The 20,936-nt window shown below is 72.1% G+C and carries 20 protein-coding genes and 1 pseudogene; 13 read left to right on the top strand and 8 right to left on the bottom strand.

What is annotated here, in order from left to right; translation table 11 throughout:
* Positions 1–36 precede the first annotated feature (36 nt).
* The 7 genes from SGUI_RS03710 to SGUI_RS03680 all read left to right on the top strand — a co-directional run bounded on the left by SGUI_RS03710 (position 37) and on the right by SGUI_RS03680 (position 8,336).
* The gene (locus tag SGUI_RS03710; RefSeq protein WP_066636463.1) at positions 37–1,536 is read left to right on the top strand and encodes a fumarylacetoacetate hydrolase family protein; all 1,500 of its coding nucleotides are present in this window, start codon (positions 37–39) and stop codon (positions 1,534–1,536) included.
* Positions 1,518–2,240, top strand: a complete 723-nt coding sequence (locus SGUI_RS03705) for a GntR family transcriptional regulator (RefSeq protein WP_237141444.1) — start codon at positions 1,518–1,520, stop codon at positions 2,238–2,240. The genes SGUI_RS03710 and SGUI_RS03705 overlap by 19 nt, the downstream gene beginning before the upstream one ends.
* A gap of 3 nt (positions 2,241–2,243) precedes the next feature.
* Entirely contained in the window at positions 2,244–3,767 is a 1,524-nt protein-coding gene (gene hpaE / locus SGUI_RS03700; protein WP_066636460.1) for a 5-carboxymethyl-2-hydroxymuconate semialdehyde dehydrogenase, read from the top strand.
* The gene (gene hpaD, locus SGUI_RS03695; RefSeq protein WP_066636454.1) at positions 3,764–4,954 is read left to right on the top strand and encodes a 3,4-dihydroxyphenylacetate 2,3-dioxygenase; all 1,191 of its coding nucleotides are present in this window, start codon (positions 3,764–3,766) and stop codon (positions 4,952–4,954) included. The genes hpaE and hpaD overlap by 4 nt, the downstream gene beginning before the upstream one ends.
* A 16-nt stretch (positions 4,955–4,970) precedes the next feature.
* Entirely contained in the window at positions 4,971–5,756 is a 786-nt protein-coding gene (locus SGUI_RS03690) for a 2-keto-4-pentenoate hydratase (protein ID WP_066636448.1), read from the top strand.
* Positions 5,741–6,541, top strand: a complete 801-nt coding sequence (locus SGUI_RS03685; RefSeq protein WP_066636446.1) for an HpcH/HpaI aldolase family protein — start codon at positions 5,741–5,743, stop codon at positions 6,539–6,541. Before SGUI_RS03690 ends, SGUI_RS03685 begins: the two co-directional genes overlap by 16 nt.
* A 142-nt stretch (positions 6,542–6,683) precedes the next feature.
* On the top strand, positions 6,684–8,336 hold the full coding sequence (locus SGUI_RS03680) for a thiamine pyrophosphate-binding protein (RefSeq protein WP_066636444.1): 1,653 nt from the start codon (positions 6,684–6,686) through the stop codon (positions 8,334–8,336).
* Positions 8,337–8,351: 15 nt separating this feature from the next.
* Here the strand turns inward: SGUI_RS03680 and SGUI_RS03675 are convergent, their stop codons facing one another.
* Positions 8,352–11,213 (bottom strand): FAD-binding and (Fe-S)-binding domain-containing protein, encoded by a 2,862-nt coding sequence (locus SGUI_RS03675; protein ID WP_066636442.1) that lies wholly within the window; start codon positions 11,211–11,213, stop codon positions 8,352–8,354.
* 163 nt (positions 11,214–11,376) lie between these two features.
* Between SGUI_RS03675 and SGUI_RS03670 the strand changes: the two are divergent.
* Positions 11,377–11,673, top strand: a pseudogene (locus SGUI_RS03670) (thiamine pyrophosphate-binding protein); the annotation flags it as partial.
* A gap of 255 nt (positions 11,674–11,928) precedes the next feature.
* Positions 11,929–13,095: a M14 family zinc carboxypeptidase gene (locus SGUI_RS03665; RefSeq protein ID WP_066636437.1), complete on the top strand. Its 1,167-nt coding sequence runs from the start codon at positions 11,929–11,931 to the stop codon at positions 13,093–13,095.
* Here the strand turns inward: SGUI_RS03665 and SGUI_RS03660 are convergent.
* The 5 genes from SGUI_RS03660 to SGUI_RS03640 all read right to left on the bottom strand — a co-directional run bounded on the left by SGUI_RS03660 (position 13,092) and on the right by SGUI_RS03640 (position 16,803).
* Positions 13,092–13,613, bottom strand: coding sequence for a DUF421 domain-containing protein (locus SGUI_RS03660; RefSeq protein ID WP_066636434.1), 522 nt, complete (start codon positions 13,611–13,613; stop codon positions 13,092–13,094). The two genes, SGUI_RS03665 and SGUI_RS03660, sit on opposite strands and share 4 nt — an antisense overlap.
* Before the next feature lie 78 nt (positions 13,614–13,691).
* Positions 13,692–15,080 (bottom strand): AI-2E family transporter, encoded by a 1,389-nt coding sequence (locus SGUI_RS03655; protein ID WP_066636432.1) that lies wholly within the window; start codon positions 15,078–15,080, stop codon positions 13,692–13,694.
* A 115-nt stretch (positions 15,081–15,195) separates the two neighbouring features.
* Positions 15,196–16,143 carry an Lsr2 family DNA-binding protein gene (locus tag SGUI_RS03650; protein ID WP_066636431.1) on the bottom strand — a complete coding sequence of 316 codons (948 nt, stop codon included), beginning with the start codon at positions 16,141–16,143 and terminating at the stop codon, positions 15,196–15,198.
* Between the two features lie 19 nt (positions 16,144–16,162).
* A complete protein-coding gene (locus tag SGUI_RS03645; RefSeq protein ID WP_066636428.1) occupies positions 16,163–16,549 on the bottom strand; it encodes a type II toxin-antitoxin system VapC family toxin in 387 nt (128 codons plus the stop codon).
* A complete protein-coding gene (locus tag SGUI_RS03640; protein ID WP_157621725.1) occupies positions 16,546–16,803 on the bottom strand; it encodes a hypothetical protein in 258 nt (85 codons plus the stop codon). The genes SGUI_RS03645 and SGUI_RS03640 overlap by 4 nt, the downstream gene beginning before the upstream one ends.
* A 270-nt stretch (positions 16,804–17,073) precedes the next feature.
* On the opposite strand from SGUI_RS03640, the gene SGUI_RS03635 reads away from it, so the two are divergent.
* Positions 17,074–17,625, top strand: a complete 552-nt coding sequence (locus SGUI_RS03635) for a hypothetical protein (RefSeq protein ID WP_066636415.1) — start codon at positions 17,074–17,076, stop codon at positions 17,623–17,625.
* A gap of 28 nt (positions 17,626–17,653) precedes the next feature.
* On the opposite strand, the gene SGUI_RS03630 is transcribed toward SGUI_RS03635, so the two are convergent.
* Entirely contained in the window at positions 17,654–18,412 is a 759-nt protein-coding gene (locus SGUI_RS03630; RefSeq protein ID WP_066636413.1) for a DUF429 domain-containing protein, read from the bottom strand.
* 47 nt (positions 18,413–18,459) lie between these two features.
* Positions 18,460–19,656, bottom strand: a complete 1,197-nt coding sequence (locus tag SGUI_RS03625) for a Fic family protein (protein ID WP_066636409.1) — start codon at positions 19,654–19,656, stop codon at positions 18,460–18,462.
* An 86-nt stretch (positions 19,657–19,742) separates the two neighbouring features.
* Between SGUI_RS03625 and SGUI_RS17310 the strand changes: the two genes are divergently transcribed.
* From SGUI_RS17310 to SGUI_RS03615, 3 genes are read left to right on the top strand one after another with little or no spacing between them, the layout of a single operon-like run.
* Entirely contained in the window at positions 19,743–19,916 is a 174-nt protein-coding gene (locus SGUI_RS17310) for a hypothetical protein (RefSeq protein ID WP_157621724.1), read from the top strand.
* Between the two features lie 13 nt (positions 19,917–19,929).
* On the top strand, positions 19,930–20,271 hold the full coding sequence (locus tag SGUI_RS03620; RefSeq protein ID WP_066636406.1) for a DUF2200 domain-containing protein: 342 nt from the start codon (positions 19,930–19,932) through the stop codon (positions 20,269–20,271).
* Between the two features lie 28 nt (positions 20,272–20,299).
* On the top strand, positions 20,300–20,893 hold the full coding sequence (locus tag SGUI_RS03615) for an SHOCT domain-containing protein (protein ID WP_066636403.1): 594 nt from the start codon (positions 20,300–20,302) through the stop codon (positions 20,891–20,893).
* Positions 20,894–20,936: the final 43 nt, after the last annotated feature.

Below are 20,936 nucleotides of genomic sequence, written 5' to 3'. Positions count from 1 at the left end.
TATACAATCCCGGTACCCGCCGAGCGAGAGGACCCGATGACCGAGCCAGCAGCCACGCCCGACGCCGACCCCCGCTTCTCGGGGCTCCCCGAGCGGCCGGGCAAGATCATCGCCGTCCACCTCAGCTACACCTCCCGGGCGGACCAGCGCGGACGCCGCCCGGAGCATCCGTCCTACTTCCTCAAGCCGTCCAGCTCGGTCGCCGCGTCCGGCGCGAGCGTCGAGCGGCCGGCGGGCACCGAGCTGCTGGCCTTCGAGGGCGAGATCGCCCTGGTCATCGGGACCCCGGCGCACCGGGTGGGCGCCGAGGACGCGTGGTCGCACGTCGGCTGGATCACGGCCGCCAACGACCTCGGGGTCTACGACCTGCGCGCCAACGACAAGGGCTCCAACGTCCGCTCCAAGGGGCGCGACGGGTATACCCCGGTCGGCCCCCAGCTCATCGACGCCGCGTCCGTGGACCCCGACGCACTGCGGGTGCGGACGTGGGTCGACGGCGAGCTGGTCCAGGAGGACACGACGGCGGGCCTGCTCTTCGGCCTCGCCCAGATCGTCGCCGACCTCGCGCAGCACCTCACCCTGGAGCGCGGCGACGTGATCCTCACCGGCACCCCCGCCGGGTCCTCGGTCATCGGTCCCGGCGACGTGGTCGAGGTCGAGGTCGACGCACCGTCCGCGCCGGGCGCACCGTCGAGCGGACGCCTGGTCACGAAGATCGTCGAGGGGGAGCAGCCCTTCGACGCGGAGCTGGGGGCGCTGCCCTCGGTCGACGACACCCAGCGGGGCGAGGCCTGGGGGTCGCGCGAGGCGGCCGGCCTCCCGGCGCAGGAGAAGACCCCGGGGCTGGACCCCGACCTGCGGGCCAAGCTGGAGCAGGTGCCCGTCGCCGGGCTGTCGCAGCAGCTGCGCCAGCGCGGCCTCGACAACGTCACCATCGACGGGGTGCGCCCGATGCACCCGGGGGCCAAGCTCGTCGGGCTCGCCCGCACGCTGCGCTTCGTCCCGCACCGCGAGGACCTCTTCGCCAGCCACGGCGGCGGCTACAACGCCCAGAAGCGGGCCTTCGACGCCGTCGGCGAGGGTGAGGTCATCGTCATCGAGGCGCGCGGCGAGACCGGCTCCGGCACGCTCGGCGACATCCTGGCCATCCGCGCCCACGCGGGGGGAGCCGCCGGCATCGTCACCGACGGGGGCGTGCGCGACCACGACGCCGTCGCCGAGGTCGGCATCCCCGTCTACAGCGCCGGGGCCCACCCGGCGGTCCTCGGCCGGCGGCACGTCCCCTGGGACGTCGACCTGACCATCGCCTGCGGCGGCACCGCCGTGCAGCCGGGGGACGTCATCGTCGGCGACGCCGACGGGGTGGTCGTCATCCCGCCGGGTATGGCGGAGGAGGTCGCCGACGCGGCGCTCGCCAAGGAGGCCGAGGACGCCTGGATCGCCGAGCGGGTGGCCGAGGGTCACAAGGTCGACGGGCTCTTCCCGATGAACGCCGAGTGGAGAGCGAGGTACGACGCGTGGCGGCGACAGGCCTGAGCGACGCCGAGGCGGCCGGCCTCAGCAAGTCGCAGCAGGCATACCGCTGGATCAAGGCGGGCATCGCCCGCCAGGAGCTCGCCCCCGGATACCGCCTGGTGCTCGGCTCGATCGCCGGCGAGCTGGACATGAGCGTGGTGCCGGTGCGCGAGGCCATCCGCCGGCTGGAGGCCGAGGGGCTGGTGACCTTCGAGCGCAACGTCGGTGCCCGCGTGTCGATGGTCGACGACTCGGGATACCGCCACAGCATGGAGACCCTGGCGATCCTCGAGGGCGCCGCGACCGCGCTCGCCGCGCCCCACCTCACAGCGCGCGACGTCCGCGCGGCGCGGGACGTCAACGCGCTGCTGATCCGCATCCTCGACGACTTCGACCCGCACGACTTCACCCGGCTCAACCAGGAGTTCCACGCCACGCTGTTCGGGCGGTGCCCCAACCCGCGGCTGGTCGAGCTGGTCGAGGCCGAGTGGTCCCGGCTGGCCCACCTGCGCGACTCCACCTTCAGCTTCGTGCCCGGCCGCGCCCAGGATTCGGTGCACGAGCACGAGGAGATCCTCGAGCTCCTCGAGCGCGGGGCGTCCCCGGCCCAGGTCGAGGCGGCCGCCCGGCGGCACCGCTGCGCCACCCTCGACGCCTACCTCGTCCACGAGCACCCCGAGGCCCTGGCCTCCCCGCACCCCGACCCGAGCACCCAGGAGGACTGACCGATGAGCGACACGGCCACCCGCGAGGAGCAGCGGCACCTGCCCGCCGACCTGCCCGAGCACATCCAGCACTACATCGACGGCGAGCTGGTCGACTCCGTGGACGGCGGCACCTTCGAGGTGCTCGACCCCGTCTCCAACGAGACCTACCTGCGCGCCGCCGCGGGGAAGAAGGCCGACATCGACCTGGCCGTGGCCGCCGCGCGGCGGGCCTTCACCGACGGGCCCTGGCCCTGGATGCTGCCCCGCGAGCGCAGCAGGGTGCTGCACAGGATCGCCGACCTCGTCGAGTCCCAGGACGCCCGGCTGGCCGAGCTGGAGTCCTTCGACTCCGGTCTGCCCATCACCCAGGCCCTCGGGCAGGCGCGTCGGGCGGCGGAGAACTTCCGCTTCTTCGCCGACCTCGTCGTCGCCCAGGCGGACGACACCTACAAGGTGCCCGGGCGCCAGATCAACTACGTCAACCGCAAGCCGATCGGTGTCGCCGGGCTCATCACCCCCTGGAACACGCCCTTCATGCTCGAGTCGTGGAAGCTGGGTCCGGCGCTCGCCACCGGCAACACGGTCGTGCTCAAGCCGGCCGAGTTCACGCCCCTGTCCGCCTCCCTGTGGGCGGGGATCTTCGAGGAGGCCGGGCTGCCGCAAGGTGTCTTCAACCTCGTCAACGGGCTGGGGGAGGAGGCCGGCGACGCGCTGGTCAAGCACCCGGACGTGCCCCTCATCTCCTTCACCGGGGAGAGCCGCACCGGCGAGCTCATCTTCGCCAACGCCGCTCCCTACCTCAAGGGCCTGTCGATGGAGCTCGGCGGCAAGTCGCCCGCGGTCGTCTTCGCCGACGCCGACCTCGAGGCCGCGATCAACGCGACGGTCTTCGGGGTCTTCTCGCTCAACGGCGAGCGCTGCACCGCCGGCAGCCGGATCCTCGTGCAGCGCGAGGTCTACGACGAGTTCGTCGAGCGGTATGCCGCGCAGGCCGAGCGGGTGGTCGTCGGCTACCCGCACGACGAGCGCACCGAGGTCGGTGCACTGGTCCACCCCGAGCACTTCGACAAGGTCATGAGCTACGTCGAGATCGGCAGGACCGAGGGTCGCCTGGTCGCAGGTGGAGGACGCCCCGAGGGCTTCGAGACCGGCAACTTCGTGGCCCCGACCGTCTTCGCCGACGTCCCGCCGGACGCCCGGATCTTCCAGGAGGAGATCTTCGGTCCCGTCGTCGCCATCACCCCCTTCGACACCGAGGAGGAGGCGCTCGAGCTGGCCAACGGCGTGCGGTACGGGCTCGCGGCCTACATCTGGACCAACGACCTGCGCCGGGCCCACACCTTCGCCCAGTCGGTGGAGGCCGGGATGGTCTGGCTCAACTCCAACAACGTGCGCGACCTGCGCACCCCCTTCGGCGGGGTCAAGGCCTCCGGGCTCGGCCACGAGGGCGGCTACCGTTCGATCGACTTCTACACCGACCAGCAGGCCGTGCACATCACCCTCGGCGCGGCCCACAACCCCATCTTCGGGAAGGCCGACCGATGAGCACGCACGACGACGGCAACGACGCCGGCAACCACGACGGCAAGGTCCTCACGTCCTCGGGCTACTACGTCTCCCAGGAGGCGCCGATCCGGACCGACGACCCCATCCCCACGCCCTCCGTGCCACCGCCGGACATCCTGCGTTGCGCATACATGGAGATCGTCGTCACCGACCTCGCCGCCTCGCGGGAGTTCTACGTCGACGTCCTCGGGCTCACCGTCACCGAGGAGGACGACGAGGTCGTCTACCTGCGCTCCATCGAGGAGTTCATCCACCACAACCTCGTGCTGCGCCAGGGCCCGGTCGCCGCGGTCGCGGCCTTCTCCTACCGCGTGCGCAGCCCGCAGGAGCTGGACCGGGCGGTCGACTTCTACACCGAGCTCGGCTGCCGGGTGGAGCGCCGGGCCGAGGGCTTCACGAAGGGCATCGGCGACTCGGTGCGGGTCACCGACCCGCTCGGGTTCCCCTACGAGTTCTTCTACGACGTGGAGCACGTCGAGCGGCTCGCGTGGCGCTACGACCTCTACACCCCGGGCGCCCTGGTGCGCCTGGACCACTTCAACCAGGTCACCCCGGACGTCCCGCGGGCCACGAGGTTCATGCAGGACCTCGGCTTCCGGGTCACCGAGGACATCCAGGACGACGCGGGCACGGTGTATGCCGCGTGGATGCGGCGCAAGCCGACCGTGCACGACACCGCGATGACCGGCGGCGACGGGCCGCGGATGCACCACGTCGCCTTCTCCACGCACGAGAAGCACAACATCCTGGCGATCTGCGACAAGCTCGGCGCGCTGCGCCGCTCGGACGCCATCGAGCGCGGGCCGGGCCGGCACGGCGTCTCCAACGCCTTCTACCTCTACCTGCGCGACCCGGACGGCCACCGCGTCGAGATCTACACCCAGGACTACTACACCGGCGACCCGGACAACCCCGTCATCACCTGGGACGTGCACGACAACCAGCGCCGCGACTGGTGGGGCAACCCGGTGGTGCCGAGCTGGTACACCGAGGCCTCCCTCGTGCTCGACCTCGACGGCAACCCGCAGCCGGTGCGGGAGCGGACCGACGACTCCGAGATGGGCGTGACCATCGGGGCCGACGGCTTCTCCTACACCCGCCGGGACGAGGACGAGGAGATGCCCGAGTGGAAGAAGGGCGAGTACAAGCTGGGGCACCAGCTGTGACGAGGGATGACCACGGATGCTGACACCCGAGCAGATCGCCACGATCGCCGAGGAGCTGGCCGAGGCGGACCGGACGCACTCGGTGGTGCCCCGGATCACGGCGCGCTACCCCGAGGCGACCATCGAGGACTCCTACGCCATCCAGGGCGTGTGGCGTGACCAGAACCTCGCCGCCGGTCGCCGACTGGTGGGCCGCAAGATCGGGTTGACCTCCAAGGCGATGCAGCAGGCCACAGGGATCACCGAGCCGGACTACGGCGTGATGTTCGACGACACCGTCCACGCCTCGGGCGCCGAGATCCCGGTCGACCACTTCTCCAATGTCCGCATCGAGGTCGAGCTCGCCTTCGTGCTGGCTCGGCCGCTGTCCGGGCCGGACTGCACCCTTGAGCAGACCCTGGACGCCATCGACTACGCCGTCCCGGCGCTGGAGGTCCTCAACTCGCACATCGAGCTCGAGGGCCGCACCATCGTCGACACCATCAGCGACAACGCCGCCTACGGTGCGATGGTGCTCGGTGACGAGCGCCGGCGCCCGGACGAGATCGACCTGCGCTGGGTCCCCGGGGTGCTGTCCCGCAACGGGGAGGTCGAGGAGACCGGCGTGGCCGCCGGTGTCCTCGGGCACCCCGCGACCGGGGTGGCCTGGCTGGCCAACAAGTTCCACCAGCACGGCGCCCGGCTGGAAGCCGGCGAGATCATCCTGGCCGGGTCGTTCACCCGGCCGATGTGGGTGTCCCGCGGGGACGACGTGCACTGCGACTACCGCGAGATGGGGACCGTCACGTGCCGCTTCGTCTGACGCCGACCTTCCGCGACGTGCTGGGCTCCAAGGACCGGCCGATGGTCGGCATGTGGCTCAGCTCGGGCTCACCGCTGGTCGCCGAGATCGCCGCCGGCTCCGGTCTGGACTGGCTGCTCATCGACATGGAGCACGCCCCCAACGGCCTGGAGTCGGTGCTCGCGCAGCTGCAGGCGGTGGCGGCATACCCCGTCCTGCCGGTCGTCCGCGTCCCCTCCGCCGACCCGGTCCTCCTCAAGCAGGTGCTCGACCTCGGCGCGCAGACCATCCTCGTGCCCATGGTCGACAGCGCGCAGGAGGCCGCCGACGCCGTCGCGGCGGTCCGCTACCCGCCCCGCGGCAGGCGGGGCGTGGGCTCGGCCCTCGGCCGCTCGGCGCGGTGGAACCGCGTCGAGGGCTACCTCCAGCAGGCCGAGGAGCACGTCTCGCTGCTCGTGCAGATCGAGTCCGAGGCCGCCGTCGAGGCGTCGGCCGAGATCGGGGCGGTCGACGGCGTCGACGGGGTCTTCGTCGGGCCCAGCGACCTGGCGGCGTCCATGGGCGTGCTGGGGCAGCAGACGCACCCGGACGTGCGGGCCGCCGTGCTCCGGACCTTCGACGCGGTGCGGGCGGCGGGGACCCCCGTGGGCGTCAACGCCTTCGACCCCGCCGTGGCGGACGCCTACCTCGAGCAGGGTGCCTCCTTCGTCCTGGTCGGTGCCGACGTGGCGCTGCTCGCCCGCGGGTCGGAGGCGCTGGCGGCGCGCTTCATCGGCTCCGGGGGAGAGGACACCGACCGGTCCTGACGGCCCGCCCCCGCCAGCACCTATAGTCGAGGGGTCCGGTGCCGCTGCGCGCCGGTGCTCGAAAAAGGAGCACGGAGCCGCGCCCGGCGCGGGAGACACATACGGCCTCGATCCCGTCATGTCTCCAGCAGAGGAAACTCGTATGCCCAGCGTCTCCGCCCACGTCGCCCGCACCCTGGCCCGCCACGTCGACCACGTCTTCGGGGTCATGGGCAACGGCAACGCGCACGTCCTCGACGCCCTCGAGCGCTCGAGCGACGTGCAGTTCACCGCGGTCCGCCACGAGGCCGGGGGAGTCGTGGCGGCGGACGCCCACCAGCGTGCCAGCGGGCGGATCGCCGCGGCGACCTCGACCTACGGCGCCGGCTTCACCAACACGCTCACGGCGCTGGCCGAGGCGGTGCAGGCCAAGGTGCCGCTCGTCCTCGTCGTCGGCGACGGCCCGACCTCCGGCCCCCGCCCCTGGGACGTCGACCAGATCGCGCTGGCCTCCGCGGTGGGGGCGCGGACGTATACCGTCGGTCGCACCGACGCGGCGGCGACCACGGTCATCGCGATCGAGCACGCGCTGACCTACCGGGTGCCGACCGTGCTCGCAGTGCCCTACGACGTCGCCAAGCTCGACGCCGGCCCGGTGCCCGAGGTGCCCGCCCCGCTGACGCCGGCGCCCCGTGAGCCCGTCGGCGACTTCGCCGCCGGCTCCATCACGGAGATCGCCACCGCCCTGGCCGGGGCGCAGCGGCCGCTGCTGCTCGCCGGGCGTGGGGCGTGGCTGGCCGGCGCGGGGGAGACGTTGGGGGACCTCGCCGACGCCACCGGCGCGGTGACCGCCACCACCTCGCTGGGGCGCAACATCTTCCCCCGGGCGGAGTACGACCTGGGGGTGGCCGGCGGTTGGGGTGCCGAGGGGGCGATGGAGCTCGTGCGCGAGGCCGACGTGGCGGTCGTCTTCGGCGCCTCGCTCAACCAGTTCACGATGCGCTTCGGAGCGCTGCTGGCGCCCGGCACCCGCATCTTCCAGGTCGACGTCGCGCCGGCGGCCACCCACCCTCACGTCGGGGGCTACGTCCAGGGTGATGCGGCCATCGTGGCCAGGGCGGTCACCGCGCAGCTCGGCGAGCTCGGCCACGCGCCCGGCGCCTGGCGCGAGTCCGTCCCCGTCGCCGAGCTGCGCGCCTACCACCCCGGGGAGGACCTCGCGCCCGACGGCCGGCTGGACCCGCGGTCGGTCGCCGTCCGGATCGGCGAGCTGCTGCCGCAGGACCGGGTCGTCGTCTCCGACGGTGGGCACTTCATCGGGTGGGCGAACATGTACTGGCCGGTGGCGGCGCCCGACCGGATGATCATGGTGGGCACCGCCTTCCAGTCGATCGGCCTGGGCTGGCCCTCGGTGGTCGGCGCCGCGCTGGCCCGCCCGGACGCGACGGTCGTGCTCACCACCGGGGACGGCGGCGGGCTCATGGCCCTGGCCGACCTGGAGTCGGCGGTGCGCGTCGCCGGCGGGTCAGGGATGGCCGTGGTGTGGAACGATGGGGCCTACGGCGCCGAGGTCAACCTCTACGGGCTGCAGGGGCTGGCGCTCGCGCCGATGCTCATCCCGGAGGTCGACTTCGCCGCGCTGGCCTCCGGTGTGGGTGCCCGAGGTGTCGTCGTGCGGAGCCTGGAGGACCTCGACCAGCTCGCCGACTGGGCGGCGCAGCCGGCCGACGAGCGCTCGTTCCTCGTCCTCGACTGCCGGGTGTCCCGTGACGTCGTCGCGCCCTACCAGGAGGAGATCATCCGGGTGAACAGCTGACACCACGGATGTCGCTCACAGGCGGCTCGCCTCCTCGAGCAGCTCGAGCACGTGCCGGTAAGGGTGGCCGGTGGCCCTGGTCATGCCGATCTCGCAGGTGCGGTTGCACGAGACGAAACCCGGCTTTCGAGAGGTGTCCCGGGTCACGACGAGGGCGACCTCGGCGGCCTCCGCCGCGGTGGCCGAGGCGGTGAGCTCGGGGTGCAGCAGACCACGGTCCCCGGCGAAGGCACAGCAGCCCCAGGACACCGGCACCACCACGTCGGTCGAGACCGCACGAGCCAGGGCCACCAGGGCCTCGGTGCTGCCGGACCGCTCGGAGGAGCAGGTGGGGTGCACGACGACGGTGCGGTCGGTGCGACGCACGGCGAGCCGGGGGAGCACGGTGTCCCGGACGAAGTCGACGGCGTCCACCACCCGCAGCTCCGGTGCGCGCTCGGCGAGCATCACGACGAGGCCCTCGGCGCAGGAGGACGCCTCGACCACCACCGGCAGCCGGCCACCCTCGGTGGCCTCCCGCAGGGCCGGGACGACCCGGTCGGCCATGACGGCATACCCGTCGTCCAGCCCCTTGGACTTCCACGGGGTGCCGCAGCACAGGTCGCGGATGCCGGCCGGCGTGCGCAGCGGGACGTCGGCGCGCACGCACAGGTCGACGAGTGCGCCGGTCGCCCCGGAGCCCAGGTCGCCGCGGTGGCCGCCCGGCTCGGTCCCGAACATCTCGCCGATGCAGGTGCTGAAGAGCACGGCGGCGGGGGAGGCGGGGTCGAGCTCACGGCGGCGCCGGCCACCGCGCGGCAGGCGCGCGTCGTAGAGCGGCACGGCGTCGGCGCCGGCCACCGCGCGCACCACCCGCGTGGCAGCCACCGGGACGCCGGAGGGCACCAGGCGGGCCGCACTCAGCGCCAGCCCTCCCAGGGGCGCGACCGTGCCCCAGGCCCTCGCCGCCCCTGCCCAGGCCGCCTGCGCCGTGCGGGTGACGGACTCCCGGCGCAGCCGTCGGGTGAGGGCGCCGGTGTCGATGCGGACCGGGCACGCGCTCTGGCACATCCCGTCGACGGCACAGGTCTGGTTGCCGTCGTAGTCGTAGTCGCGCTCGAGGGAGTCGGCGAGCGCGTGGTCGCCGGCGGCGCGCGCGGTCTGGATGTCGCGGCGCACCACGATCCGCTGGCGCGGGGTGAGCGTGAGGTCCTTGGACGGGCAGACCGGCTCGCAGTAGCCGCACTCGACGCACCGGTCGACCTCCTCCTCGACCGGCGGCGCGGTCTTGAGGTCCTGCAGGTATGACGTGGGCTCGTCGGAGAGGACGGCCGCCGGGTTGAGCAGTCCACGTGGGTCGACGAGCCGCTTGAGCTGCCACATGACGTCGTAGAGCTCGTCGCCGTACTGCCGCCGGACGAAGGGGGCCATGATGCGGCCGGTCCCGTGCTCGGCCTTGAGCGAGCCGCCCTGGCCCAGCACCAGGTCGACCATGTCCTCGGTGAAGGCGGCGTAGCGGCGCATCGCATCGGGGTCGTCGAAGCGCTCGTTGAGCAGGAAGTGGACGTTGCCGTCGCGGGCGTGCCCGAAGATGACCGACTGCTCGTAGCGGTGTGCGTCGAAGAGCTCGGTCAGCGCGACGCAGGTCTCCCCGAGCACGTCGACGCCGACGACGACATCCTCGAGCAGCGCGTTGGTGCCGGCGGGGCGGGCCTCGGCGACGGCGGAGAACAGACCCTTGCGGACCCTCCACAGCGCGGCGCGCTCCCGGGCGTCCCGGGTGAGCCGGGCAGGCTCGGTCAGCGCCAGCCCGTCGAGGGTGGCGGCCGCCGACGCCAACGTGGCGTCCAGCTCGGCGGGGGTGTCGCCCTGCCACTCGACCAGCAGCGCGGCGTGCTCCTCGATGGCGAGGGAGGCGATCTGGGGAGGGCAGGCCGGGTCCTGCTGGGCCACCCGCAGCGACGCGGCGTCGAGCAGCTCGGCGGTGGCGACGTCGGTCCCGGCCAGCGCGGGGACTGCGCCGGTGGACTCGGCGATGGTGTCGAGGACGAGGAGACCGGTGGCTACCTCGGGGTGGACGGGCACGGTCGCCAGGACGGCGGAGGCGACGAAGCCGAGCGTGCCCTCGCTGCCCACCATGAGGTGCACGAGCATGTCGAGCGGCCGCTCGTAGTCGAGCAGCGCGTTGATGCCGTAGCCCATGGTGTTCTTCATCGAGAACAGCCGCCGGATCGTCGCGACCGAGTCCGGGTCGGCGAGCACCTGCCGGCGCAGGGCCAGCAGCCCGGCGACCAGCTCGGGCTCCCTGGCGGCCAGCTCCGCCTCGGCGTCCGGGGCGCCCGAGTCGATGACGGTGCCCGAGGGCAGCACGAAGGTCAGCGACTCGAGCGTGGCGTAGGTGTTGAGCTCGGTGCCGCAGTGCATGCCGCTCGAGTTGTTGGCGATGACGCCGCCGAGCGTGCAGGCGCCCTCGCTGGCCGGATCCGGCCCGAGCTTGCGGTGGTAGGGCGCGAGCCGGGCGTTCACCGCACGCACCGTCACCCCCGGCTGGACCCGGACACGGGCCCCGCCGTCGAGCACCTCGACATCGGTGAAGTGCCGGCGGGTGTCGACCAGCACCGCGTCGGTGACGGACTGCCCGGAGAGGCTGGTGCCGCCGGAACGGAAGGTGATGGGCGCGCCCACGCGGTCGCAGGCGGCCATCACCGCGGCCACCTGGCTCGCGGACGTGGGGCGGACGAGCAGCTCGGGCGTCAGCAGGTAGTGCGACGCGTCGTGCGCGAGCGCGTGCAGGTCCATCGGCCGCCGACTGACCGCGCCGTCTCCCAGCTGCTCGCCAAGCGCGCTCTCGAGCCGGCTCCAGGGGATCTCCAGGGTCGTCCGCGGCACGCCCGTCATCCTAGACCGGCACCGGCCCCGGCGCCTCACACGGTGCGCAGGAAGTCCAGGTGCGCCTCGTAGGCGTCGAGACAGTCGTGGATGACCTGCGCGCGGGTGAACCCCATGACGTCGTCCTGCCCGCCGTCGACGAGGTGCACCTCGAGCCGGGCATACCGGTCGCGGCCGCCGCGGCCTGGCCGTGGTCTGGAACGACGCGGCCTACGGCGCCGAGGTCAACCTCTACGGGCTGCAGGGCTTGGCGCGCGGACCGATGCTGATCCCCGAGGCCGACTTCGCCGCCCTGGCCGGCGGCGTCGGGGCCGAGGGAGTCGTCGTGCGGACGCCGGCGGACCTGGACCGGCTCGAGGCCTGGGCCGCCGAGCCGGAGGAGTCGCGCCGGTTCCTCGTGCTCGACTGCCGCATCTCCGGTGACGTCATCGCGCCCTACCAGGAGGAGATCATCCGGGTGGACAGCTGAGACGCCCTGGGTGGACCAGTCGTCTCAGTGGTTTCGCGCCGGTGACCGTCGTTGTCCCGCCCCGGCAGCACTTCCCTGGTCGCGCCTTGTCGACACGGCGGTGGTGACCGTCGAATTCGCGCCGGGGCATGCTTTCGACGGTCGGCGGCGGCCCTTTGACGTCGCGTCTTGATCAACTCTTGACCGACGGCATACCCGGGCTTGACCATCACCGCCCTAGCGTGTGGCCACCCTGACGACCCCCTGGAGGTTCAAATGTCCCCTGCCCAGATCTCGCGACGTACGCTGCTCGGATGGGGGAGCCTGGTCGCGATCGGCGGCTCGGTCGCCGGGCCGGGAGTCGCCTCGGCCGCGCCGAACTTCCCCGACCCCGGCAAGGACACGCCGCTGGCGGCGATCCGCACCTACGGCGACATGGTGGACCAGCTGCGCAAGCTGGAGCGGAGCAGCCGCTACCCGGTGACGGTGCGGACGCTGTCCGAGATCGGGACCGCCGAGAGCCTCACCGAGCAGGGGCGCGAGCTGTACGTCGCGACCGTCGGCACCGGGGACACGCCGGTGTGGGTGCAGGGCCGGATCCACGGCAACGAGCCCTACGGCCTCGACTCCTCGCTGACCGTGCTCAAGCGCCTGGCCACGAGCGGGGCGAAGGAGTGGCGGGCGATCCGCGAGGAGTTCACCGTCCACGTCATCCCCTGCTACAACCCGGACGGCTCCGAGGGCAACATCCGGCAGACGATCCTGTGGGACCGGGAGGCTGACGCGCCGCGGCTGGACGCCGACGGCAACGAGCAGCTGGTCGACCTCAACCGGGACTGGGCGCCGGACGCCTTCGTCGCGCGCGAGTCGCTGGCGTGGTACGAGTACTGGACGATGGTCAAGCCGGCGTATGCCCTCGACATCCACCACCAGGGCCTGAAGACCGACCGGGAGACGGGCGAGGCCATCACGTTCTCCCTCGGCATCTCGCTGGCCCCCGGTGGGCCGACGCTGCCGGGCATCGAGGGCGGGGAGTACGACGTCGTCACCCGGCAGATGCAGGGCCACGTGTGGCTGGAGACGCTCAACCGCGGCTTCATCAGCACGGACAAGTACGACGTGGGCTACGGCACGGTCATCGACATCCGCGGCGGCGTGGTGTCGGCGATGATGCTCGGGCTCGACTACAACGGCCTCAACCCGACCGGGCACAGCAACCCAGCGGTGTTCTTCGAGACCTCGGGCAACACCCGCGACGGCAACATCGGCCACAAGGCCCGCGGCAAGATGGTCAAGCAGAACGTGCTCGGCCTCACGGCGTGGCTGGACGGGCTGGCGACCGGCGAGGTCTTCGACGTGGACCCGCAGATCTGGGACGACGAGATCCCCGGCACACCGGTGCTGCAGTACTTCACCGACTGGGGCGGGATCATCCCCGCCTAGCGGCGGTCTCGGCCCGCGCCACGACGCAGGACGCTGATCGAGCCGCCTGACTCGAGCACGGCGAGACCGACCTCGTCGACCCGGGTGAGGCCCGAGGCCCGGAGGTGCTGGTCGAGGATGGCGTGCGAGACGCGCGCGCGACGCATCGGGCGCTCGAGGACCTGGCCGTCCTGCACGAGCACCACCGGGTCGTTGTCCGCCGCGTCCCGGGCCGCGCGGGAGCGTGCGGCCGCGCCGGACACGGCATACTGCAGCACCACGAGGACGACGAGACCGACGGTCGCCTCGACCATCCGGTCGCTGAGGATGGCGCTGGCGACGAGCGAGCCGGCGGCGACGTTGGTGAGGAAGTCGTAGGTGGTGAAGGAGGCGAAGGTGCGCGTGCCGAACAGGCGCGCCAGCAGCACGATCGCCAGGAACATCACCACGGTCGTCAGCACGGTGCGCAGCAACAGCTCGGCGCTCCAACCGGTCTCGGGGGTCACCATGTCGCGTGCGGCGTCGAGGAGCGTCTCCATCGCACCAGCGTGACAGCCGATCCGCCGCGTCGCCATGCCGGTCGGTCCCCGTCGCAGGACGGGACCGCCGAGGCGGGGTCAGTGCCGGCCGAAGAGCCAGGAGAGCAGGCCCGGACGGGCGGACTGCGCAGGTGCCGTGTCGTCGCGCGAGCCGGCGCGCTCGGACCGCTCGACCTCGCCGAGGTACTGCGTCCGCGCCCCGGCGACGCGCCCCTCCGGCGTCGCGAAGGCGACGTGCTCGACGTCGATGTCACCGCTGCGCAGGTCGACCTGCTCGCTGAGGTAGCGCAGCAGCACCACGAAGGTGGCGGCGAAGGGGACGGCCAGGAAGGCGCCGATGACTCCGAAGAGGGTGCTGCCGCCGGCGACCGCGAGCAGGATGATGCCGGGGTGCATCTGCATGCTGCGGCCCTGGAGGGCCGGCTGCAGGACGTTGCCCTCGATCTGCTGCACCGCGATGACGATCGCCAACACGATCAGCGCCTGGGTCAGCCCCTGCGTCACCAGCGCCACCAGCACGGCGATGCCGCCCGCGACGACCGCGCCCACGATGGGGATGAAGCCGCCGAAGAAGGTGAGCACGGCCAGGGTGAGGGCGAGCGGCACCTGAAGGATGAGCAGGCCGATGCCGATGAGCACGGCGTCCACGGCACTGACGATCGCCTGGGTGCGGATGAAGCCGCCGAGGGTCGTCCACATGCGGGTGAGCGCCTCGGTGAGGTGGCGGCCGGTGCTGCGGCCGGTGGTGCGTCGCAGCCAGGGCAGGAAGCTCGGCCCGTCCTTGAGGAAGAAGAACAGCAGCACGACCATGAGACCGAGGGTCACCAGGGCGGAGCCGACGACGCCCAGGCCGGAGGCGACTGCACCGGCGGCCACGCTGCTGCGCTCCTGCAGCCAGGTGATGGCGGTGCCCAGGTATTCGTCGATCTGCGCGTTGTCGAGGTTGAGCGGCGGCCCGCTGATCCAGGCTCGCACCTCGTCGACCCCGCCTCTGGCCTGCTCGAAGATCTCGCGGGACTGCGAGGTGATCGACGGGGCGAGGGCGGCGAAGACGCCCACCAACAGACCCACGGACAGCAGGAGGGTGAGGACCGTCGCGAGCGTGGGGTGCAGCCCGATCCGTCGGCCGAGGGCGACCACGGGGGAGAGCAGGGTCGCGACGATGAGCGCGAGCAGGATCGGGAGGACGCCGAACCAGACACGGTCCAGGACCCACCAGGCGAGCCAGAGCGCGCCCGCGACGATGATGCCGCGGAGTGCCCAGGCGGTGACGAAGGTGAATCCGTCGCCGATGACCCGCATCCGGTCGGTGCCGACGTTGGTGGTCGGCTCGGGCGTGCCCGAGGGGCGGGTGGAGGCGCCGGGAACGGTCGGAGGTCGGTGCCCGGGCTGGTCCGCGGGCGCTTCGGGGGTGACCCCGAGCGCGGCGACCGCGCGCGCCTCGTCGGGCAGGTCGTGGTTGGGCATGGTGCTCCTGTCGTGTCGAGATGCCGTCGTGGCCGGTCTGTGCTGGCGTCTCCGGCCCCTGGTGCAGCCGCCTCCGCAGCATAGGCGCCGCGGCACCGGGGACGGGCGTGCCGTCCTACCGCCGTGCGTCGAATGCCTCGCGCACCTCGCGGGGGATGCGCCCGCGGTCGGCGAGGGTATACCCGTGCTCGCGCGCCCACTTGCGCACCTCGCCGGGGCTGGCGGCACGCGCGGAGGTGAGCGGTGTGGCCTCGGTCTTGACGTGGGTCTCCTCGCCGGCGTGGGCGAGCGCGGCGGCGAGGAAGCGGTAGGTCCACTCCTGGGCGAGGGCCCGGGTCTCGCAGAAGACGATCGGGACGGTGGGGAAGCGGGCCTGGCACTCGCCGAGCGCGTCGGCGACGACGGCGGGGCGGACGCGGTCGAGCTTGAAGACGGCGGAGTAGCGGTCCTCGACGACGACGGCCGCGGTGGGCAGGGAGGAGAGGTCGGCGAGCAGGTAGCGCATCTTGCCGGTGGTCAGGGTGGAGACGAGGTCGACGAGGCTCTTGCGCTCGACCGACGCGAGCACCCGGCCGGCGACCTCGACCGCGTAGTCCCCCGCCGGCAGCCCGTCGCGTCGGGTGGTGACCTGCTGGTGGTCGAAGGACCAGGCATACCGCTCGTGGCTGTCGACGACGATCTCGAGGGTGGGTATGCCCGAGCCGCGCGCCGTCGGGAGGCTCACCGCGGGGCGGGCCTGCTTGGCGGTGCGCGCGGTCTGCCAGAAGACCGCCTCGCGGCCGCGGGCTCGGGTCAGGACGAACTGCGAGCGGTTCTCCCGGCCCCGGTCGAGGACGAGGTCGATGCTGGCGCCGCGCCGGACGCAGGAGCGGGTGGGCACGACCTCGACCAGGTCCGGGTCGGCGGGCCAGCCGGTGGCGCGGTGGCAGTAGACCTTGCCGGTCCGCGGCCAGGTCTCCCGTGCCTTCAGCACGACGCCGTCCGGCCCGAGGGGGATGCGCAACAGGTACGGCAGCCGCGAGCCGTCCTCAGGGTTGTGGGCGATGAGGAAGTCATCCGGCACGGCTTCATGGTATGCCGTTTCAGGCGCGTGCCTCTGGTACATGGACCTGGACGCCGTGTCTGCGCGCGGTGCGTGCCGCGCGCCCATCGCGCGTGACCCAGGTGCCTGCGTGGCGCAGTGCCATGGCGGCATACCAGGCATCGGTGATGGACATGCTGTCGCGCCAGCCCCATGCACGACGCACGTCGGCCGGGTCGTGCTCGACGGCGAAGCCAGCCCGTAGGTGGTGCTCCAGCAGATGTCTGGCGACATCGGCTGGGAGGGCACGACGTTGCTCGATGGCGCGAAGAGCACCCACGACCTCGGCGTCGAAGTGAGGTGGCACCACGACGTCATCGACCGGCTCGAAGGGCGGGACCAGTCCGGTCACCATGTCCACCCAGGCGGAGGCGTCGAGCACGATCACGAGAGCCCCATCTCCTCGCGTGCCTGAGCCACCGCCGCTGCGGTGTCTTCCGCTGTGAGGCCGACGATGGGGGGATTGGCCCTGATCTCAGCGAAGAGGCGTTCCCGCCGGGCAGTGATGCTGTTCGCCTGGAGGTCCTTCTCGATGAGTTCCTTGAGGTAGTCAGACAGGCTCAACCGGCGGCGTGCGGCCTCGGCCTTCGCCGCCGCAGCCAGAGACTCGTCCACGGAGCGGATCTGCAGGTTCGTACTCACAGTCATGAGCGTACATCTCCTGCATGCGCATGCATGCTGCTCGGCATCTTGCCCCTGGCTCTTCGCTCGACTGGCAGTGTTGCGGCTGATGTCCGTGTCATGTCGTTCCCTCCCTCGCGGCTCCGTCGCGGAGCCCGTGCGATCAACGTGCCAGTGACGACCGACATGCCCACTCTCGAGCGCCTGCCAGTACCAGGTGGGCACACTGCCCACCTCGGCCAGCGACCATGTCCGGTTGGCCGGCTCTCGCGCATGCGAACATGTGGAGCCATGGTGAGGCGCACGTTCGTCCAGGCGCCGTTCTCGCGGCTGCCGACGGTGTGGGGTGCCACCCCTGACGAGGTCGACCGGCGGTATCCGTGCGACGAGGGCATGCACGGCGACCGGCTCGTCCGTGCCGTCTCCGTGGGCGCCGAGCCTGGGACCGTCTTCGCGTGGCTCGGCAACCTGCGGGCGGCGCCGTACTCCTACGACTGGTTCGACAACTTCGGGCGCCGCTCGCCCCGCCGCCTGCTCACGCATCTCGGCGACCTGGCCCCGGGGCAACGGGTCATGACCATCTTCGAGGTCGACTCCGTCGAGCCGGGCCGTTCCGTGACGATCAGCATGACCTCGCGTCCGGGTCGGGCGCTCTTCGGCGCCGTCCGCGTGACGTATGCCGTGACCCCGGCCGACCGCGGATGCCGACTTGTCGCGGTGCTCCGGTTCGCCTCGTCGGGGACCCGTCTCGACGCCACCCGTCGGTGGGTCATGGCGTGGGGTGACCTGCTCATGATGCGCAAGCAGCTGCTGACCCTGCGAGACCTGTCCGAAGGTTCCTGAAGCGAGTCCAGATCGACGTTCGCTCTCGTCAGCCGGCGGAGGTTCGACTCACGCGTCCTGGCCGTGGCGTCGCCGCGTGCGACGGTGCCGGCGGGGCGACGATGTAGCCGCTCTCGACGTCCCCGTAGACCTGCAGCGCACCCGGCGAGTGACGCCATACCCGGGCGAGGTGGGCGCAGAAGATCGCGTCGATCTCGTCCTCGACGTGCTCCAGGTGCATGGGGCGCGTGGCGTGCTCGACGGCATACCTGATCTCGCGCCAGCGCACGCTGCCGCTGAGGTCGAGATCGCCCAGCCCCTCGATCCGGTCGAGCAGCTCGACCATCGCGGCGCGGCGGACGTCGAGGCTGCGGCCGCGCTTGCCCTTGTAGGGGAGGATCCGGCCGAGGCCGAACAGCCCGACCATCGCCGGGTGGGGGTAGACCTCCAGGCAGACGCCGGGTCCGGTCGCAGAGGGGTTGGGTGCCCAGCCCTGGCGCTGCGCGAGTCGGGCCGCGCGCGGCGGGTTCATGTACGCCTTGCTCGTGTTGCTCGCGTGGCAGCCCGCGTCGAAGCGTCCGAACGCCGAGGTGACCATGCGCTCGCAGGGGCGCTGGCCGGTCGGGTTGTGCACGATGAGCGGCGCGTCGATCGCGACCACGTCAGGGCTCGGGTATGCCCGCAGCCATTCGTCGATCTCCTCGTCCGAGCGGCAGGTCGCCGAGCCGAGGAGCCGACCCTCGTCGTCGACCGCGGCGAGGCCGGTGCGCGCCCGGTCGTTCCAGGCCAGGTCGATGCCGACGAACATGGCTGGTATCGTCCCACGCGGTATGCCTGCGGGCTGCCCGGCCGGGGTCAGAGCCGCCGTCGCCCCGCCCTGACCGCGAAGTCGTCCACCGCGTCGGTCAGCTCGGGAGACCACCAGTAGGCGGCGCGCGAGGAGTGGTGCCGCCCGGCTCGCACGATGCCGGCATCGAGGAGCGGCGCCATGACACGGGGCGCGTGCGTGGGGGAGAGGCCCAGCTCGGACTCCAGCAACCGTGCGGTCAGCAACGGCCGGCGGAGCAGCAGGTCCGCGACGCGCCAGGCGTTCGCCCCGCGACGGACGCGGAGCCGGTCGTCCCAGGAGAGCCGGATCGTCCGCACCGTCTCCACGAGACGGGTGCCGTTGCTCACGGCGAGCAGCGCGCTCGTGGTGAACAGGCGGACGATGGGCTCGGGCTCACCTTCGCGGTAGGCGTCCAGCGCGCGGTGATAGCTGCTGGTGTCCGTGAGGAGACCGGCGGAGATCGGCACGAGCCCCTGCTGCACCAGACCGCTCTCGCGCAGCATGACGTGCATGAGCGCGCGCCCGACGCGTCCGTTGCCGTCGGTGAAGGGGTGGATCGTCTCGAACTGGGCGTGGGCGATCGCGAGCTGGCTGATTCGCGGCAGGTCGGGGCGGCGCGAGAAGCGCAGGAGGTCGTCCAGCGCCGCCGGCACCCGCGAGTGGTGCGGCGCGACGAAGTGGGCGCCGACGGGTGTCGAGGCGAACCCGCCGATCCACACCGGCTCCTGCCGCAGGACGCCGGCCGCGTGCCGCGGGTCTCCCTCCATGAGCTCGGCGTGCAGGGACAGGATGCCGTCGCGATCGACCCCGGTGGTCCGGTCGATGGCGCGGACCATCGCGTGCACGTTGCGCGCCACGAGCGCGGCGTTGCCCCCGACCCCGCCCGTCGCCTCGGCCAGGGCGATGTTGCGCGCGGAAGAGGTGATGTGCTCGATGTCCGACGAGGCGATCGACTCTCCGCGGAGAAGGACGCCGGCGAAGGGCAGGACCTCGTGGCCCATGCGCGCGTCGAAGCGCGCCACCTCGGTGACGGCGTCCTCGGACTCGACCTCCGCCTCGCGCGACAACCGGGGATCGAGGTGGGCGATCTCGGGGACGAGGGCCGCGTCATACCGGTCCTTGGCCGCCGCGGCTCGCTCGCGCCGGGTCAGCCCGACCGCTCCCGTGGACGGCCCCCACGGGAGGGACTCGAGTCCCGTGCGCGGCCATCCGGCGTCGACCATGCACTTATCTTACCGTTTGTGGTCATGAATGGTAAGAACGAGGGTTCGACATTACCGGAGGCACGCGGCGACATACATTTGACGGTATGACTCACGACACCGACCAGGGCGGCACCGTCTCCGAGGGTGGCTCGGGCGCGCTGAACCGCGAGACCGCCGACGGTGGTGCCGACGCCGTGCCCGAGACGCCCGACACCAACGACACGGGCACCGACGACGCTTCGGCCGAGGACGACCCGGACGGCGACACTGCCCGCTGACTACGATCGGGCCATGAGCCGCATCTTCACCTCCAGCATCGCCTCGGTCTACCCGCACTACGTCACCAAGGCCGAGCGCAAGGGACGCACCGAGGGAGAGGTGCGCGAGGTCATCGAGTGGCTGACCGGCTTCGACGACGCCACCCTGACCAAGCACCTCGAGGACGGGACGACGTTCGAGGACTTCTTCGCCGCCGCGGAGATCAACCCCAACGTCGACCAGATCACCGGGTCGGTCTGCGGGGTCAAGGTCCAGGAGGTCGAGGACCCGCTCATGCAGCAGATCCGCTTCCTCGACAAGCTCGTCGACGAGCTCGCCAAGGGTCGGCCGATGGAGAAGGTCCTCCGCTCCTGATGGGTCACGCGTGGCGAGGGGAGCGAGGGTGAGCGATTACCCGCCGCTGCCGGACGAGGGCACGGCATACCGCGACAAGAAGGTCAGCAAGCGCACCCTGCGCGCGGCCCGTCGCTCCCTCGCGCTCGCGCTGCAGCCGGGCGAGGAGGTGCAGGGCTTCTTCGTCAGCTGGCGGATCCGCCGCAGCATCAGCCTGCTCGTCGTCACCGACCGGCGGCTGCTGACCCTGGGCGACCCGAGCGCCGGGCTCCCGGTCGTCGACGACGTGCCGCGCAGCGTCGTCACCGAGCTGCAGGTCGAGCGAGTCAAGACCTTCAGCATGGGTCGGGTCACCGCGCTGACGGACGACGGGCCCGTCGGGCTCGGCACCCTCGACTACACCCCGGAGACGTTCAACGGTCTCGACGAGGCGTGGGCGCGGAGCGATGGGCCGCGGCTGCCGGTCATCCCGACGCTGGGTCGGCCCGGCGCGGAGCCGCCGCCCGCGGACGAACCCGTGCCGCCCGAGGGTGGCCGGCACCCGCTGGTCGCCGAGCTCGAGTCCGTGGCGCGTCTGCACCGCAGCGGGGCGCTCACGGACGGCGAGTTCGCCGCGGCGAAGGCACGGTTGCTGGGCCGCTGACCTGCACCGACGCGTGGCGGCAGGGTATGTCGGTGGCTACTCG

Origin of the sequence: Serinicoccus hydrothermalis, from assembly GCF_001685415.1 — a bacterium.
Lineage (GTDB): Bacteria > Actinomycetota > Actinomycetes > Actinomycetales > Dermatophilaceae > Ornithinicoccus > Ornithinicoccus hydrothermalis.
Note: the sequence above shows the minus strand (reverse complement) of the source record. Positions and strands in the feature narration are given on the sequence as shown.